The following is a 16,692-nucleotide window of genomic DNA, read 5'->3' as shown; positions in this document are numbered from 1 at the left end:
TTCCTCCTTCTATTTTCTTGCATTTTTCCACCCCTGTGATGTTCAAGGATTGACCTGCATGGTCTGATAACTTACATACTACTAGCAGGAAATACATTCGTCTTTGTGGAAAGCGCTTACCATTTGTCATTTTTTCCAATCGCTTTTACTCATCTCCATGTCGACACACTCTATTGCTCTAGGTTCCGGCAGGCAGTTATTTAAGAAATACCTTAATACGAAAAAAATAAACGGCACCTGTGAGGTCACCGTTTGTTGGGCTTTGCTATATTTTTGTTTATTTCATACCAAGCTTCCTTGTCTCGTTAGCGGACTCTTCACCCTCACCCAAAACCTTAGCAGTTAGTACCCCGAAGACAAGAGACCAAACCGGGGCGGCAACGCCTAGAAAGGTAACATTCGAAATGGCGATAGCAAACGCGAATACTGTGGAATACCGGTAGTTGCTTTCTGAAAAAGCGGACTGCAAGCTGTTCATCAGCACACCTATTAACGTAAAACCAGCAATAATAGTAATAAATTCCATTGGAAGTATCTCGATTATTAATACAGTCCCCCATGCAAACAGACCAAATAACAGTACGAGCGCTCCGGATAGGACTGCTGCCCAATAACGTTGGTGCCGGGGTCCGGCATCCTCTTGACTGCATACGGCACTCATCATCCCTCCGACTGTGGCGGCGTGCCCTCCGAACAAACCGACAATGACAGTTGCAAGACCGGAGATGATCAAAATCTTATTCACCGGCAGTTCATATCCGTTTTTGCGGAGAGCGACCAAAGCCACAGCAATATCGTTGCTCAGGATCAGTATAGCTACCGGTATGGTTATGGATACAAAAGCATTGACAGTAAACGCAGGGATGATCGTTGATGGCCATACAACTTCCATCTCCTGCAGCGGAGGAAAGGATGAGCTGATAAGCAGTCCGATAATGCCGAATCCAAGCACGCCAATGATTGGAGGGATTTTTTTCGAAACCTTCGGCATTATCAAAAATCCGGCAACAGCAAATAATCCTATAACGGGTGCATGTTTGATGGCAGGAACCATTTTGACAATGTAATTCAGTACAAGACCGGCCAGCATGGCATCAAGCATCGGTCTCGGGATAAATCGCAGCCATTTGACGAAGAGGCCGGTAGCTCCCACGATAGCGATTAAGATTCCGGCCAATATGTAGCTCCCAGCCAGCTCGGATAACGAAAAGCCGGCGGCCGCAGTGCTCAGAAAGGCTGCAGCGGTAATCGAGTGGGCTCCTGCTATCGGGATTTTGAAAATAAGCGGGAGTATCAAATTTAACAGCCCGCCGAGAAAGTAAATCGCGAATATCCACGAAATCAATTGCGGCCGACTAAAGCCGGCGGCGTTCGCGGCATCGATCACAAGGATTACCGCCCCCGTGCAAGCCATAAGCGCTGATAAAATGCCGTTTGATATGTTTTGCGTATTCAAGTTGTGTTACCTCCAGTAATCATACTACTGGAATTTATCATACCTCAGTTATATCGGAGGCGGCAAAGCTTATTATTAAATCTCTATTTGTACTCCATGAGCTAGATCCGGCCGATCAGCTTCACCTGGCTGAATAGTCCATACGGCTGAAGGACATAGCCCGGCGTATATCCGCTGCCCTCTTGACGGAAGGAGCTCCAGCTCGTCGTAGCCGTATATCCCTCCGCCTCGTGGAACGGGCCGAACATATTGCGCGGACTTCCCATAACTTCGATGTCGAGCCGATTCGCCCCCGGCTGCAAATTCGAGGTCAGATCGACACCGTCCGCTGCTTTCCACGGCACATGACCGGCAGTTTCACCATTCACTCGGATTTCAACGGTCACTGCCGACCACTCGCCTAGCTGCAGCAGAACCCGCCTTCCTTCCTCAGGCTGATAATTGAAATCCGCATGATATACGATGCTTCCGTTATAATGCGGATACCCTTGCAAGCACCAATCTCCGGTGAGCAGACCGTCCGGTTCGGCGGCGATGCTGCGGCTGCGGTCCAGAGCGAACGCACCGATCAGATAGCAATCCTCCAGCTCCATCGCCTGATGATAGCTGCATCGCAGCTCCAGCTCGTTGACTCCGGAACGGATATCCGTCAGACGGATGCAATCCATGGACCGGTCTACGAACCAGCCTTCCGGTTCGTTCAATTGCTCGATACCGTTCAGATGGATGCGGAATTGGCGCGAGCCTTCGAGAACAAGCTGAAGCCCGCCCACAGGTACCTCTGCGACCTGGAAGATCAGCTTCAGTGCAATCGGCGTATCGTTGCCGTGATGGGGCTGATGGATCCACTTGTAACGCTGAGTTATCCCGTTATAATATACCTGCCGCATGCTGAGCTTCTCGCGAATTTCACGCTGCGCACGCCAAATGTCCATTTCGCTCGACCAGCCGGCGGCATGCCCCGTGTGCCCGGCTGCAGCTGCATCGGCGCCAAGCTTGTAAGAGCAGCGGTCGAGCGTCAGCACATTCGGCTGAGTGCGGCTGAAGCGGAAGGACGGGCCGAACGCAGCGGACAGCTTGTCGCCGTTCGCCGCCGGCACGTATGGCCATCCTGATCCTAGTGTCTGAGCCCATTGTGCAGCCGTCACGGGTCGCCTCTCTACCACTAGGGCTTCCGCTGCCACTGTTTCGGTTACGTCTTCCATGGGCAAGATGACGTACAGCTTCGAATCCGCCTGTTTGAAGCTTGTGTAGAACCGCAGCCGCCCGTTCACGATCTCAGCCTTTACTGCTGTGATCGTACCCGTAAGCGGGTTCAATTCCTCCACTCGTCCGACCTGATCGGTCTCGATGAAGACGTCATAGCTCTGTTTTCTGTCGTTGTTGACGACGAACAACGAATGAAAGCCATCGGCAGCCTTCAATAAATAAAACAGCTCCGGCTGCTCCGTTCCGTACCGGTTGCGAATGCTGACCGTGCGGGGATGGATTCGCTCCAGCTCACGCACAGCCTCCTCCGCGCGAACTGCGGCAATCACGCGCGGATGACCGTACAGCCGTTCCAGCTCCTCCTCCGGTACCGCCCTTCCCTCCAGCATCGTTGCCCATGGGGTCATTAGTACGATATTGCCGCCCGCATCGGCAAACCGGAGCAGCAGCTCGAAGGTGCTGCGCAGCATCGTGCGGATCGGCGGGACGACTACCGTTTCATAGCTTGCCAGCTGGACATGCAGCTTGCCGCCTCGGACGTCTCCCGCTTCAGCCATAATCGTTTCGTCACCAAGGTCGAAATCGTAATGCGCGCCGAGCAGCGTCCGCAAAAACGCATTAAACGAATCGCCGTAATCGTTAATCTCGGGAATATTCCGGTCTTTGCCCCGGGCTGTGCTTCCGTAAGGGTTCGTACCGAGCAGCGACCATGCAGTCGAAGCCGGATGGAGCACAAGAATGTCGCGAATCGGCCGGCCTTCCGTCGTTACGGATGCAATACGGGCGAAATAGTCTTCCATCAGCCGGTTATATTTCCACCAGCTCGTCTGGTAACCGAAGAACGGCGGATAATCCCGCTTCCGGCAGCCTTTGATCGAATACATCGTCAGATGCTGACTGCGCAAATTGACTCCAAGAACATACTGCCAGTCCCCCATCCATTTCTGACCCTCGAAAGTAAACTCCCAGCCTGCGCAGCCGTATGTCTCGGAAATGACATAAGGGCGGCCGTATTGGTTCGCGACGCTCGTACACTGCTTCACCGTGAGCTGCTCATCTGTCTGCTCCGACAGCATATCGATGCCCGGCACATGCTGATACCGGTAATGCGGCATAAGCGAGCCGGCAACGCGGGTAGCGACGCCAAGGGCACTCTCCCATAAATAGTGGCCCGTAAAGGCTAGTCCGTTGGCCTCGCACCATTCTCCCAGTTGCCTGGAATAGGCGTCGCAAAACTTGTCGGACACCGTCCGCCAGTAATCGTGCCGGGCCATCGGAGACAGCTTCCCGTCAAAAAACAGGTAAGGCACCGTATCGAGCGGATCGTAACCGCGTTTGCCGGCAAAATAGTCCGGGAACGAATACGTCCATGGGACCCAACCACGTCCCGGCGTATACCGCGAATGGCGGTCGTGCACGCTCGGCTCGTCGGTAAACACCCCGGCTATCGTCTTCCCGAAATGCTCGCCGAATTCCGCTTTATACACCTCGTACGTCGATTCGATAAAAGCTTGAATCGTATCCGGATTCAAGCTGTCGGGAGGAGACTCGTCATTAAACCATTCGCTTGCGGCCGACACTTCGACACGGAACACGAGAAATACCTCGTCCTCCTCTAACATTGTGTCCTCCGCCTTCCGGTCTCCGATCGGAACGCGCTCACAGCGTATAAGCTCAAGACCGTCGATAACGGCGCGGAATACGGCAGCGATTCGGCCGTCATTCTCGTAATCCCCGGAAGCCACCTCGAGGGTCAGCCCCTTTGAGCGGAAGGCGTCGCCTCTCGCCGGAACGCTGCCGCCTGCTGTGCCCGACGGCCAGCGGTCTTCGTCGTACAGCCACGCCTTCATACCAAGCTGTCCGGCCTGCTCCACCGCGGTACGTACGGCATCCATCCAGGCCTCGCCCAAATAAGGCGTCTCCAGACCGTCGCGCGAGTGCATGAAGAATCCGCCCATTCCCTTATCATGCATATCGGCAATTTGCCGAGTAAGCTCCTCCTGCTCCAGTTCGTCGTTCCAAGCCCAAAAAGGCACCGATCTTAGAGCGATCGCAGGCTCCTGGAACTGTTCTTTTACCCGTTTCCAATCCGACACGCTATCATCTCCTTTCTATATAAACTGTTTCTGCCCACGGCAGTTGAGAACTCCTCTCTTGCGGCAGATAAAGCTTTCTTCCGCCTCACCTGCCGCTCCGATCAAGCTTCCAGCTCAAAGCTCCAGCAGACGATCCGCTGTCGTTTCCATGTGTACGTCACATAAATCCGACTGCCATCGGCGATAACCGCAGGATACGAAAATTCACCCGGCTCTATAGGCAGCTTATAAGTCGTATACTCGCCCTCCAACGCCAACAGCTCCTCCCACGTTTCCCCGTTATCCGTCGAATAGCTCAGCATAAGCGGCATGCGCGGTCCCTTGTACATGCCGACCGGATTGTAGGCGAGCACCAGTGTGCCGTCATCCATTTTCGCCAAATCGATGCCGCTATTATTGTTCGGAAGATAGGTCTTGTAGCAGGTCGACCAGGTACGTCCGGAATCAGCCGAATCACTGCGGAAAATAAATCCGGATGTGCTTCGCGTGAGCATATGTACCTTACCGGGCTCCGATTCCCATACGGTCGGCTGAATAAGCCCTGCTCCACGGACCAAATGCTTCGCCTTTACTTCAGCAGGCACGCCGTCCGTGCTCCGCACGATGGGAGCCAGCTCGCTCATTGTCCAGGTGGCTCCCTGATCGTAAGATAAATCGGCGAAGACATTCCAGCCGCCCCGCTCTAGCGAAGCTGGCGCAAGCCATGAGCCGTCGTGAAGCTCGATCAGCTTATTCTTCACCGGGCCCCGGCCCCCTACCCGATCTCCAGGTACGAGCTCGCACGGCTCGCTCCATGTCTCCCCTTCGTCGTCCGAAACGATGACGCGCGTATACCACTCCGGAATCGGCTTCCCAACCTTATAGTGCAGAACGACCTGGCCGTCACGCTTCCGAAACAGCACCGGATTCCAATGTACGAGCCCCTCCTCATCGGCTACCTTATAAGGAGTCGACCAGACACCGTTTGTCCGTTTCGAACACCAAATTGCGACATCCGGCGCCCCTTCCAGGGAACCGGCAAAATAGGCGACAAGCAAATCGCCGTTCGGAAAGGAGACCACGGTTGATGCATGGCAATTATGGAACGGACGATCATCCTCAAATAAAAATTGCTTTAGCTTGCTTTTCAGCTTCATCTATTACACGCTCCTGTTCTTTAGAGTCCCGTATTGCTCTCGATACAGCTGCGTTAAGGCATACAGCTGCTCGACTTCCCGCCGGTTCGAATAAGTCAGCTTCGCACTGTCCTTGGTCCGCGTATGGATCCTGACCGGCAATCCTTCCAACGCCAAATAATATTTGGCATTAACCGGGTACAGCTGATTTTCAATGACGGACGACAGACCAAGAAAGCTTTGCAGCCGTTCCGCCGCTTCCGGCATCCGATCCCAAATATCAAGCAGCATGACATACAAATCCGGATGGAAATTGGCCATAATGCCGCTGTAGCCGTGTACGCCAAGCTTTAATGTCTCCAGCAAGGTGGCCGTATTTGCGTTGTAAATATTCAGATTACCGCTCTTTACCGCATCCAGCTTGCGCCCGATCTGCTCCGTATGACAGCAAGTATCCTTCAGGAACATAAACCGGCCCGTATTCGCGCACCAGCGCAGCAGCTCAGGCGAAAGCAGCCGCTTGTACGGATAAGGGCATTCGTATATGCCGAACGGGACGGCAGGTACCGACTGAAGCAGTTTCTCCGCATTCGCCTTCCATACGTCGTCGGATTGATCCGCTGCGGCAAGCCTGTTGCTGACCAGCACTACGGCTTGCACGCCGGTGGAGGCCATCGCCTGAAGCTCTGTAATCTGGTCTGTTAACGAGTCGGATACATGGCCCGAAGCAATAACCTGGACGCGGCCGTTCGCCTTCTCCACGACGAAGCGGGCTATCGAGCTGCGCTCCTCCAGCGTCAGGAAAAACATTTCGCTTGACTGGCAGACGGCGAATAGTCCATCCACTCCCTGCCTAATGTACCACTCAATAAGCTGCTCCAAAGCGATGTAATCGACTTCGTTCGATTCGGTGAAAGGCGTTATCATCGTAGGCCATACGCCTTTATTCATCCTATGCACTGTTGTATTCATCATATCCTCCCTTTAAGCTAGATCTTATGAAAGCGACATCGGCACGCCGCCCTCCTGCGAAGGACGACATGCCGCCAATTTACGTCATCGCGTTTACTTCTTCACGCGCGCCAGTGCCGTATTATATATTTTTTCGATCTCGTTCGCTCCGGAATCACGGGCTTTCTTCATGATCGCGTCGTACTCGTCCATTTTCTTGACTCCCATTATAAATTTATCATATTCCTGCTCCAGCATCGTATTCAACGAAACGAGGAGCTCTTTGACCCGGGACGATTCCTCTTTGGTAAGAGGCGGGTCCATATACGGATCGTGGTATGCTTTGTCTTCCCCGATGATCTTCCAATATTCCTCATGCAGCGGACTCCAGCTGCCGAGCAGCTTCTCCACCTGCACCTGCGGGTCCATATTGGCGAACCATGGCGTAAAGCTGAGCTTGCCTGAGCCCAAATCCGAATACATAGCATAGAATGGTGTCGGCTGCCCATCCTTGAACTTGTTGACATAATCGGCCTTCAGCTTCGGCTGGCCTTTCTCGTCCAGCGTATGATGTACACCTTCGATTCCGTAGCTCATCAGGTTGGATGCTTTCTCCGAATACATCCAGTCGATTAGCTTGATAAGTGTTTCCGGGTCCTTCGCCTTCGAGCTGATGGCAAACATTTTATCTGTAATCGTAGTAGCATAAAACTCCGCTCTCGCTTTGCCGGTTTTGTTTGCGGGAGTCGGAATGATTTGGAACTTCCCTTCTGGAACCGCTTTCTTCAGCTGGCTAGTATAGTCCATCGAAAAACCGCTATTGTCCCAAAAGAAAAAGGATTTGCCGCTTGTCAGTTTTTCCGTCCACTGCTGCTGCGTTGCAACCGCGTAGTCCTTGTCGAGCACACCCATCGTGTACGCTTTGTTGAAATAAGCGAGCACTTCCTTGAACTCCGGCGTTGCCGGGCCGAAGACGTAGCTGCCGCCTTTGACGTCCTTGTCGAAATAGATCCCGTTGCCGCCCCCAACGCCGGAGCCAAGCGGGTACGCCATCGTTTTGAATAGCTGGTGGATCGGGCCGCTGCCCTTCCTCACTGACCACGGCGTCGAATCGGGGTACAGCTTCTTCAGCTCAGCCAACACGTTCAACAGCTCATCGGCTGTTTTGGGTGTAGGCAAATTGTGCTTTTGCAGAAGGTCTACACGAATGACCGGACCGAAGCCATTCTTCAGCTCATTGCGCCCGATGGCCGGAAAGCCGTACAGCTCACCCTCCGCCGTCATCTTGTGCATGTCGGGATTCTCGTCCCAAAACTTTTTGAAGTTCGGCATCAGCCCTTTGTTCATATATTGCAGCAGCGGCAGGAACACGCCGACCGAACCGAAATTGTTGACATCCGCCATATCAATCTGAATAATATCCGGCAGGTTGTTGGTGGCAAGCAGCATTTTTTTCTTGTCGTTGTAGTTGCTGTTCGGCACGGTTTCAAATTTCAGCTTGATGTTCGTCTGCTTCAATATTTCCTGTTGTACGAATGCCATATTTTTGACCGGCTGGTTCGGATGCTCCGGGAACGATACGACGACCTCGCGCTCCTTTTCCGATATTTTGACGCCCGTCGCAGGGACTGCGCCGTTTTGCGCGGAGGCGCCTGCGTCTCCGGCACTGCCGGAAGCGCCGTTATTGCCGTCGGAGCATGCGATGATGCTGCTCGACATCATGATGGTTACTAACGAAATAGAAACCCCTTTGAGCCATTTTCTAGCCATGAAAGAACCTCCCTATTGGAATAGATTACTGCCCAAACCTGTTTGCCGGGCATCCCCCCTTTCACGAAACCGCAGCTACCCTTTCAGCGCTCCGACCATAGCTCCTTTGACGAAGTACTTTTGCAGGAACGGATAAACGATAAGTATCGGCAGTACGGTAATAATGATGACCGCGAATTTATAGTTGGTTGCTACGACACGGAAGGCGGACGTAGAGCTTCCGATGACCGACGTCTGATCGGCGAATTCCCCCGCGATTACAATATTGCGCAGCAGCACCTGCACCGGAAACTTGCCGCTGTCGTTCAGATAAATCAGCGCCGGGAAGAAGCTGTTCCAGTGATGCACCGCATAGAACAGCACCATGGTCGCCATAACCGGCAGCGACAGCGGCAAAATAATTTTATACAGCACCTGAATTTCATTGGCCCCGTCCAAATAAGCCGATTCCTGCAGTGCGACCGGAATACCCTCGAAGTACGTTTTCATAATGATCATGTTGAACGTATTGATTGCAGGTGGCAGCAGCAGCGCCCACATCGTATCGATCATCCCGAGCTTCTGGACGACCAGATAGAGCGGGATTAAGCCGCCGTTAATAAACATGGTTAGTGCGACCATAAAAATAAACATGCTGCGGCCGTACAGGTCCCGCCGTGACAGCGGATACGCACACAGCGCGGACATGATGATGTTGATCGTCGTCCCCAGCGTTGTGTACAGCAGTGTATTGCCGTAAGCCTTCCAAATGGCCGGATTATTAAAGACCACTTTGTAGGCGTCGAACGTAATGTCTATCGGAATAAATTTGATGACGCCCCGCGTGACAAGATTACCGTCGCTAATTGACACAATAAAAATGTAATAAATTGGATAAAGCGTAATGAAGACGAGAAGAAGCAGAAGCACCATGTTTATGCCGTCGAACAATCTGGAACCGAATGACGTATTCTTGTTCATCTCCGCCTCCCTCTACCAAAGACCGGTATCGTTAATTTTTTTGGACAAGCGATTGGCCGATACGAGCAAAATCAAACCGATCACGGCCTGGAACAGCTCAACCGCCGTCGCGTAGCTGAAGTCGGCCCCGAGCAAGCCTCTCCGGTAGACGTAGGTCGAGATCACGTCCGCGGTTTCGTAAGTCGAGCCGTTGTACAGTAAAATAATTTTTTCGTAGCCGATGTTCATCAGCCTGCCGATGTTCAAAATGAGCATAATCGATATGGTCGGCGCGATGCCGGGCAGCGTAATGTGAATCAGCTGCTTCCATCGATTCGCCCCATCCATCTTGGCCGCGTCGTACAGCTCTTCGTCCACGCCGGTCAGCGCCGCCAAATAAATAATCGAGCCCCATCCGATACTCTGCCAGATGCCCGATGAAATAAAGATCGTCCGGAAGTATTCCGGCTTCATAAGAAACTGGACCGGCTGCCCGCCGAGCCAGACGACCAGCTGATTGATCAGTCCGTCTGTCGTCAGGAAGTTGACAATCATCCCGCACACGACGACGGTCGATATAAAATGCGGCAAATAGCTGACGCTTTGCACAAACTTCTTCAGCCTCGCGTGCTTCAGCTCGTTAAGCAGCAGCGCCAGGATGATCGGTGCGGGAAACGCCCAGAACAGCTCATAGATGTTAATAAGCAGTGTGTTGCGGACGAGCTTCCAGAAATAAGGATCCTGGAGAAACTTTTCGAAATGGACGGTTCCGATCCACGGGCTTCCCGTTATGCCCTTCACGATGTTGTAATCCTTGAACGCGATAATGATGCCGTACATAGGCCAGTAATGAAACATAATGTAATAAATAAGCGGCAGCAAAAAAATGATATACATGTAGCGGCTTCTTTTCACATTACGGAGGAAGGATTGGAATGCGCTTCCCTTGGATATACGAACGGCTTGTTGCAGATTTAACTGTTGGATAGATATCCCTCCCTTGTCGATGATGCGTTCCTTGAGTCCGATTATAGGGATGTTGTAAGGCCGCAGGAAAGAACCGATCCCGGAACGGACGCACCAATTTTCCCCCTTTCGGGCCGATGATTCATTTGTCTACCTGTGTGCAAATATCCCACAAACCGGCTCCAGCCCTTACGCAATAAGGTTATGGAGCCAGTGCTGCCAGCCTTGCTCAGGTTTAGAATGAGAAAAACGTCTATCGACGTCCTTTCACAGAGGAGCGACCGCGTTAAGAGGTAGTTTTTATCGCCAAATAGAATTTTTACATCCGATGACCTCGGAATCTTATAAATTCTATTGTGGTAAAAAAAACCGCCTCGCGGCTCATAGCGCGGGGCGGTTAAACAATCAATATGATCCGGATTGGGCATGCCGGCGCATTACATCTGCTGGCGGTGAATGGTCCGGTATTCGTTCGGGGTGACCCCTTCCGTCTTCTTGAAAACACGCAGAAACGTCGTTCTGCTCGGAATGCCGATCTGCTCCGCGATGTCGTTGACGCGCTGATCGGTTTGGGTCAGCAGTTCCTTCGCCTTCTCCATCCTGACCTGGGTAATGTAGTCGGTCAGGTTTGTACCTGTCTTTTCCTTGAACACGCGGGATACGTATTTGACCGATACCCCCATTTCTCCCGATATTTGCTCCAGACCCAGATCCTTCGTATAATTTTCCTGAATATATTTCTCGATCAGCGAAACGAGACTGCCGGATTTCATCCCGCCATCCGGCTTCGTAGCCTCCACAATTTTTCGGTAAAAGCTATTGATCGCGTCCTGCAGCTGACTGGCCCCAACGAACGAATCTCCGTGGTTCGCATTCGTCAAAGTTTTCAGAGTCTCTCCCGACTCCAGCTGCTTTACGTCGATTCCCCGCTCTACGAGAAAACGGACTCCCGTCATATACAGCTCTTGAAAGAGCAGCTTCAAATACTCGTAGGAAATATCCCGCTCCACATTCGATTGTACGATCTCCTTCGTGATCGATTCCAATCCCGATTGATCGCCCAGCTTCAAATGGTTCAATATTTTTTGCTCATCAAAAAACGAGTATACGAACCGGTTCTCGATTTGCAGCTCGTTAGAGTCAACAACCTGGAACCGCTCTTCACCGTTCCGCTTTCCGATTGCCGTCATCGCCTCGTTGTAGGAAGCACCGATATCGTTGATGCCGGCATAGAAGGTACCAATGCCGATCGTGATGTCGTAATACTTATGAATATCATAGCGGAAAACATCAAGCATTTGCCGAAACGCATCGTGCAGCCTTTCTGCCTCGTCCGGATGCTCAATATTGACAATGCCGACAAACAAGCTCTGGCGGTATTCCAATACATACGAAGGTGCCTTGGCGCCTAGCAGCGTCCACAAAATTTTTTTAACGCCATTCATGACATACAGACGTTCGGTATCCTGAATATGCTGATAGAATGCTTCCTTCAAATCGAAATGAACTACGCAGCAGACAAAGCCGGACCGGTTAAAGCCGAATTCCGTCGCCAGCGTATCCCGCAGTATTTCCTCCTGGTTGAGTGTATGCCCCTTGAGTAAAAACAGAAACGACGATTCGACGTAATCGTTCGTATGCTTGTCATATTTCAGCTTATACTTGAGATGGTAGTCGGTCAAACGGCGAATTCCTTGCTGAATCTGATCAAATTCATTCTTCCCTGCCGCCGGATGCTCGTCATTCCGCAGCAGCTCGCTTTGGTCCGAAATAATGTTGCGGATATTGCGGATCGGATTGTAGATGCGAAAGCTGAATATTAGAGAAAAGACGACACCGGTCATGACGAGCACGATACATAAGATAAACGTCATCGATAAAATATTAAACGTATGCCGATTAAATTCGCCGGACGGGGTAAAGGAGTAATAATGCCAGCCGAACAAACCCGATTGGGCATACGATACTTCGTACATCCCGCCTCGAAAATCCACTTGACCTCCCCCGGCCAGGCTGAACGGATCGCTTGCCAGCAGTGAGGCGACCTTTGGTTCCGCCATGAAGCCATTCGTGTCGTAAAGCGTCTCTCCGTTCGCATCGGTAATCAGAAAGCCGGTCGAGCCGAACACGGTGCTGCCTTTCAGGGTACGTGCAAGTGCCTCCACTGCGATGTTCAGCACCATGATTGCCGTATGATTGTTGATTTGGTCCATAAAGACGATAGGCACCACCTGCTTGTCGTGAATACCCTCTTGGCTAACCTTCGATACCGGCAGCAGCTCTATGTATTGCGTAGAAGACAGTCTCCTCGACCAAAACTCGGCGTCATACTTATCATATTTGTACATATTGCGGAAAAACGAATCGAATTGGTTAACTCCGCCGCTTACGTAAATGTCCTTATTGTCGATAAAGACGAACAGCCGGTCCGTAAAATCACTTACAATATTTTCGTTGCGCTGAATGATTTTCGGCAGACGCCACATTTCCGAGCGAACCTCCAAGCTCTGCTGCTCCTTCGGCATAAGCAGCATACGCACCATATCGTCATTAAAAAAGTCAAGGCTCGTCTCTTGCGCGGCTTCTAGATTGACGTCGATCGTATTCGCCGCATTTTGCAGGTTCGTCCTGATCCGCTCAGTAAAATCCCGTTTCATAATATCGACGGAATAAAAATAGGTAGCCATTCCGATGATAATGATCGGGATTAACAAAGACAGGAAGTATGAAAATATTTTAAGGAACAGCCGCTGGTCCTTGCTGCCTGTAAACCAATTTTTATGATGCCTCATATTTCCTGCCTCTCCGGCCGACACAACGGTCTATCCGTTTTTATGAAAGCGCTTGTACGCATTATTATAGATTTGCTCCAGCTCTGCAGCTCCCAGCTCCAAAGCTTGTGAGATAATACCGTCATACTCCTCTATGGGCTTGACACCCATAATGAACTTATCAAATTCCTGCTCCAGCCAATCATTCAGCCGTCTGTTTACCTCCTTAACGCGCTGCGCCTCTTGTCTCGTGAGCGGAGGGTCCAGTATCGGTTCCCGGTAAGCCGGGTCCCGTGAAACGAGCTGCCAATAAGTCTCATTCAGCTCGTCCCAGTTGCCGGTCAGCTTCTCGATCTGAAATTGCGACATCGTATTGGAGTACAACGGCGTAAAACCCAGCTGGCAGCAGCCCAAATCGGAATAAAGCGCATAATAAGGGGTCGGTGATGCATCCTTGAACGATTCCACATACGAAGCAGAGTACGCGGGCTCACCCTTCTCGTTCTTCGTATAATGAATCCCCTCCAGACCAAAATTCATCAAATTGGACGCTTCTTCCCCATACATCCAGTCAAGCAGCTTGACGACGGAAGCCGGGTCCTTCGTTCTCGAGCTGATTGCAAATATTTTACCGGAAATCGTTGTCGGATAATAAAGCGCCCTTGCCTTTCCCGGCGCATATTCCGGCACCTTTATAAGCTGGAACGCGGCTCCCGGGCTTGTCCGATGCAAGCTTCTCGTGAAATTCAGCCCGAAGCCGCTGTTATCCAGGAAGAAGAACGACCGTCCGCTGATCAGCTTCTCCGTCCACTGCTGCTGTGTCGAAACGGCATAATCCGGGTCCAGCACGCCTAGCTCAAAGGCGCGGTGAAAATAGGCGAGCACCTTCTTAAACTGCGCGGTCGCCGGACCGTATACGTAACGCCCGCCGTCAAGGTCCTGGTCAAAATACAAGCCGTTGCCGATGCTATACCCGCTCCCCAGCATGTAAGCGGATGTCGCCAGCAGTTGGCTCGTTCCTTTCCGCATCGTCCACGGAACCGAATCCGGATAAAGCTGCTTGAGCGCAGATAAGGTCGTCAAGAGCTCGTCAAACGTCGCCGGCACCTGCAAGCCGTGCTTCTGGAGCAAGTCGACTCGGATCACCGGTCCAAAGCCGTTTTTGGCTTCATTGCGGGCGACTGCAGGGAATCCGTACAGCTCGCCATCTAAGGTAAGCGATTTCATTTCGGGGTATTTATTCCATAACGCGCTAAAATTAGGCGTTAGCCCGCTGTTCATATAGCTCGTTAAAGGCAGAAGCACCCCTGTCGATGCAAAATCATTCATATCCTGCTTATCGATTTGAATAATGTCGGGCAGGTTGCGCATAGCAAGCAGCGTCTTTTTTTTCTCATTATAGTTGCTGGCCGGAATCGCCTCGTATACTAGCCGGATCTTGGTCCGCTTGAAGATCTCTTCACTGATCGGCGTAACAGGCTTCACTTTCTGGTTAGCGCTTTCAGCAAACATAACCCTCACGGATCGCTCGTACGAGGACTCTGATCCGGACGACAACGACCCTTTCCCGCCCCCGGGCTGTCCTTCATCGGAGCATGCCGCCAGTCCTGCAAGCGCGGTAATTGACATCACCGTCAGACACAGCTTCTTCCTCACCCGTCCTCCTCCTCTACCCTTCGTTTGGACCGATGCTATTTCCTAAATGTAGTATAGCATAAAAGCCGGCAGCGGATAGTAACGGTAAACTCATTCAGAAGCTTCACGTCCCACCCTCTTACCGAATAAAAAAAGCACCAACTCTAATTAGGAGTCAGTGCATTGGGTTTAAATTTGCTTGCATTAAGGAATCACTTAATCGTCTGTTCACGGATAAATTTGTTTAGATTTTCTTGAGCATTCCGTAAGGCGGTATTAACGTCAACGCCTTTTAACAGCATATCGTTCGCCGCTCCGTTAATAATGCTTCTCCCCTTCTGATCGAATTTGGTATGTTCATGCATCCCTGGCTGAATGATAAAGAACGCATTGATATTTTTTCCTTTCAAGAACGGCAAATCAGCCCCGTAATCCTTCTTGATTTGCTCCGTTTTTTTCAAAACCGTCATTCTTCCGGTCTTCTGGAATGAGTTCTGGACTTCCTCGCTAGCTATGTAGGATAAAACTTGAAAAGCCTGATCCTTATATTTACTTGTATTAGTTATAATCAGGTTGTGGGTCTCGGCCTGCCAGGCAACTCCTTTTCCTTTGTCAAAGGTAGGGATCGTAACCATATCCCAGTTCATTTCTTGTCCGCTCTTATACAATTTATCCAGCTCGCCGATGACATCCGCACCCCAGTAGCCCGCCATAGCGACATTTTTTTCTTTAAAAAACATACTGTATGTATTTGCTACTTTCCCGTCATTGATATATCCGGGAGTGGAATGGACTGCTTTGTATTGGTTCAATACGCGCTGCCAGCCATCTGTCTGCAAATCGGCTTCCTTTGTTTCCTTATTTACGTAAGGCAACGAAAGCCCCATAGCCATACGGTCGGCTCCTCCAGTATAAAGGCCGAGATATTGAGCGCTTCCGTCACTTCGGGTCATTTTATTGGCCAAGCCGATCGTCTCATCCCAAGTCATGCCGTCCTGCGGGTAAGGGACTCCAAATTTGTCGAAAACATCTTTGTTATAAAATAAAGCAGGAATATTCATCCTAAAAGGAAGCGCTGTCATTTCTCCTTTTTCACTAAACTTTTTGACGGCATCAATAGTAACCGGATCATACTTGGATAGATCTACACCGAACTTTTTGATGTACGGGTTAAGATCTTCAATAATTTTTAACTCCTGCAAGGCTGGGATACCAGGTAAACCGGCCATTAAAATATCCGGGACATCGTTGGCTGTAATCATATCCTCCAGCTTGCCCGTGACCATCTGTACGGTAATATGAGGATATTTCTTTTGTACATGCTCTACGAAATAGGACTGAAATTCTTCCTGAGTAAAGCCTCCGTAAGCTACCATGAACTTAAGCGTTACAGGCTCCGTACTGATCTCCGCCAGATTCGTGCTTTTCCCGGCGGATTGCGTTTCCACGCGCTGCTGCCCTGCGCAGCCATTCAATAGCATCGGCACCAGCAGCAGTGCTGTGGCAGTACTTACGATTCCCTTTTTCACTTGGATCCCTCCAGAACGAATGTGATAAACTTCCGCTTCATTCATGATGCAGACCGGTAAGCTTCAATTATGGAGTCTTGAAGACAAGTGCAATGTAAACGCTATCATAAATAGCGGTAACACGGCGTCATGAGTACGTTTGACATCCAACAGCGCCTGTCTTTGGGAACAATCTTGCTTCGCCAAGCGATAACGGATTTCGAAACGGTTCTCCTCCTTTCGTTTACCTAAATATTAATTAAATAACAATTAATT

General features: G+C 51.0%; 10 protein-coding genes. All 10 read right to left on the bottom strand.

Features of this window, described 5'->3' with window-relative positions; translation table 11 throughout:
* Positions 1 to 277: 277 nt before the first annotated feature.
* The 10 genes from ACFQ88_RS19070 to ACFQ88_RS19025 all read right to left on the bottom strand — a co-directional run bounded on the left by ACFQ88_RS19070 (position 278) and on the right by ACFQ88_RS19025 (position 16,437).
* A complete protein-coding gene (locus tag ACFQ88_RS19070) occupies positions 278 to 1,456 on the bottom strand; it encodes a benzoate/H(+) symporter BenE family transporter (protein WP_379455428.1) in 1,179 nt (392 codons plus the stop codon).
* Positions 1,457 to 1,557: 101 nt separating this feature from the next.
* A complete protein-coding gene (locus ACFQ88_RS19065; protein ID WP_379455426.1) occupies positions 1,558 to 4,761 on the bottom strand; it encodes a glycosyl hydrolase in 3,204 nt (1,067 codons plus the stop codon).
* A gap of 101 nt (positions 4,762 to 4,862) precedes the next feature.
* A complete protein-coding gene (locus ACFQ88_RS19060; RefSeq protein ID WP_379455424.1) occupies positions 4,863 to 5,897 on the bottom strand; it encodes a sialidase family protein in 1,035 nt (344 codons plus the stop codon).
* Between the two features lie 3 nt (positions 5,898 to 5,900).
* Positions 5,901 to 6,848, bottom strand: coding sequence for a dihydrodipicolinate synthase family protein (locus tag ACFQ88_RS19055; protein ID WP_379455422.1), 948 nt, complete (start codon positions 6,846 to 6,848; stop codon positions 5,901 to 5,903).
* 93 nt (positions 6,849 to 6,941) lie between these two features.
* A complete protein-coding gene (locus tag ACFQ88_RS19050) occupies positions 6,942 to 8,597 on the bottom strand; it encodes an extracellular solute-binding protein (RefSeq protein WP_379455420.1) in 1,656 nt (551 codons plus the stop codon).
* 75 nt (positions 8,598 to 8,672) lie between these two features.
* Positions 8,673 to 9,557, bottom strand: coding sequence for a carbohydrate ABC transporter permease (locus ACFQ88_RS19045; protein WP_379455417.1), 885 nt, complete (start codon positions 9,555 to 9,557; stop codon positions 8,673 to 8,675).
* 12 nt (positions 9,558 to 9,569) lie between these two features.
* Entirely contained in the window at positions 9,570 to 10,433 is an 864-nt protein-coding gene (locus ACFQ88_RS19040) for an ABC transporter permease (protein ID WP_379455415.1), read from the bottom strand.
* A gap of 506 nt (positions 10,434 to 10,939) precedes the next feature.
* Positions 10,940 to 13,294: a helix-turn-helix domain-containing protein gene (locus ACFQ88_RS19035; protein WP_379455412.1), complete on the bottom strand. Its 2,355-nt coding sequence runs from the start codon at positions 13,292 to 13,294 to the stop codon at positions 10,940 to 10,942.
* 30 nt (positions 13,295 to 13,324) lie between these two features.
* A complete protein-coding gene (locus ACFQ88_RS19030; protein ID WP_379455409.1) occupies positions 13,325 to 14,929 on the bottom strand; it encodes an extracellular solute-binding protein in 1,605 nt (534 codons plus the stop codon).
* A gap of 191 nt (positions 14,930 to 15,120) precedes the next feature.
* Complete coding sequence (locus ACFQ88_RS19025; protein ID WP_379455406.1) at positions 15,121 to 16,437, bottom strand: ABC transporter substrate-binding protein; 1,317 nt, start codon at positions 16,435 to 16,437, stop codon at positions 15,121 to 15,123.
* Positions 16,438 to 16,692 lie beyond the last annotated feature (255 nt).

This window comes from Paenibacillus sp. NPDC056579 (assembly GCF_042793215.1).
GTDB lineage: Bacteria > Bacillota > Bacilli > Paenibacillales > NBRC-103111 > Paenibacillus_S.
The sequence above is the reverse complement of the archived record's forward strand: the minus strand, read 5'-3'. Positions and strand labels throughout refer to the sequence as shown.

Coding starts and splice junctions, on each gene's coding strand:
- ACFQ88_RS19060 (WP_379455424.1), bottom strand. CDS start 5,897: ATGAAGCTGAAAAGCAAGCTAAAGCAATTTTTATTTGAGGATGATCGT.
- ACFQ88_RS19055 (WP_379455422.1), bottom strand. CDS start 6,848: ATGAATACAACAGTGCATAGGATGAATAAAGGCGTATGGCCTACGATG.
- ACFQ88_RS19050 (WP_379455420.1), bottom strand. CDS start 8,597: ATGGCTAGAAAATGGCTCAAAGGGGTTTCTATTTCGTTAGTAACCATC.
- ACFQ88_RS19045 (WP_379455417.1), bottom strand. CDS start 9,557: ATGAACAAGAATACGTCATTCGGTTCCAGATTGTTCGACGGCATAAAC.
- ACFQ88_RS19040 (WP_379455415.1), bottom strand. CDS start 10,433: ATGTATATCATTTTTTTGCTGCCGCTTATTTATTACATTATGTTTCAT.
- ACFQ88_RS19035 (WP_379455412.1), bottom strand. CDS start 13,294: ATGAGGCATCATAAAAATTGGTTTACAGGCAGCAAGGACCAGCGGCTG.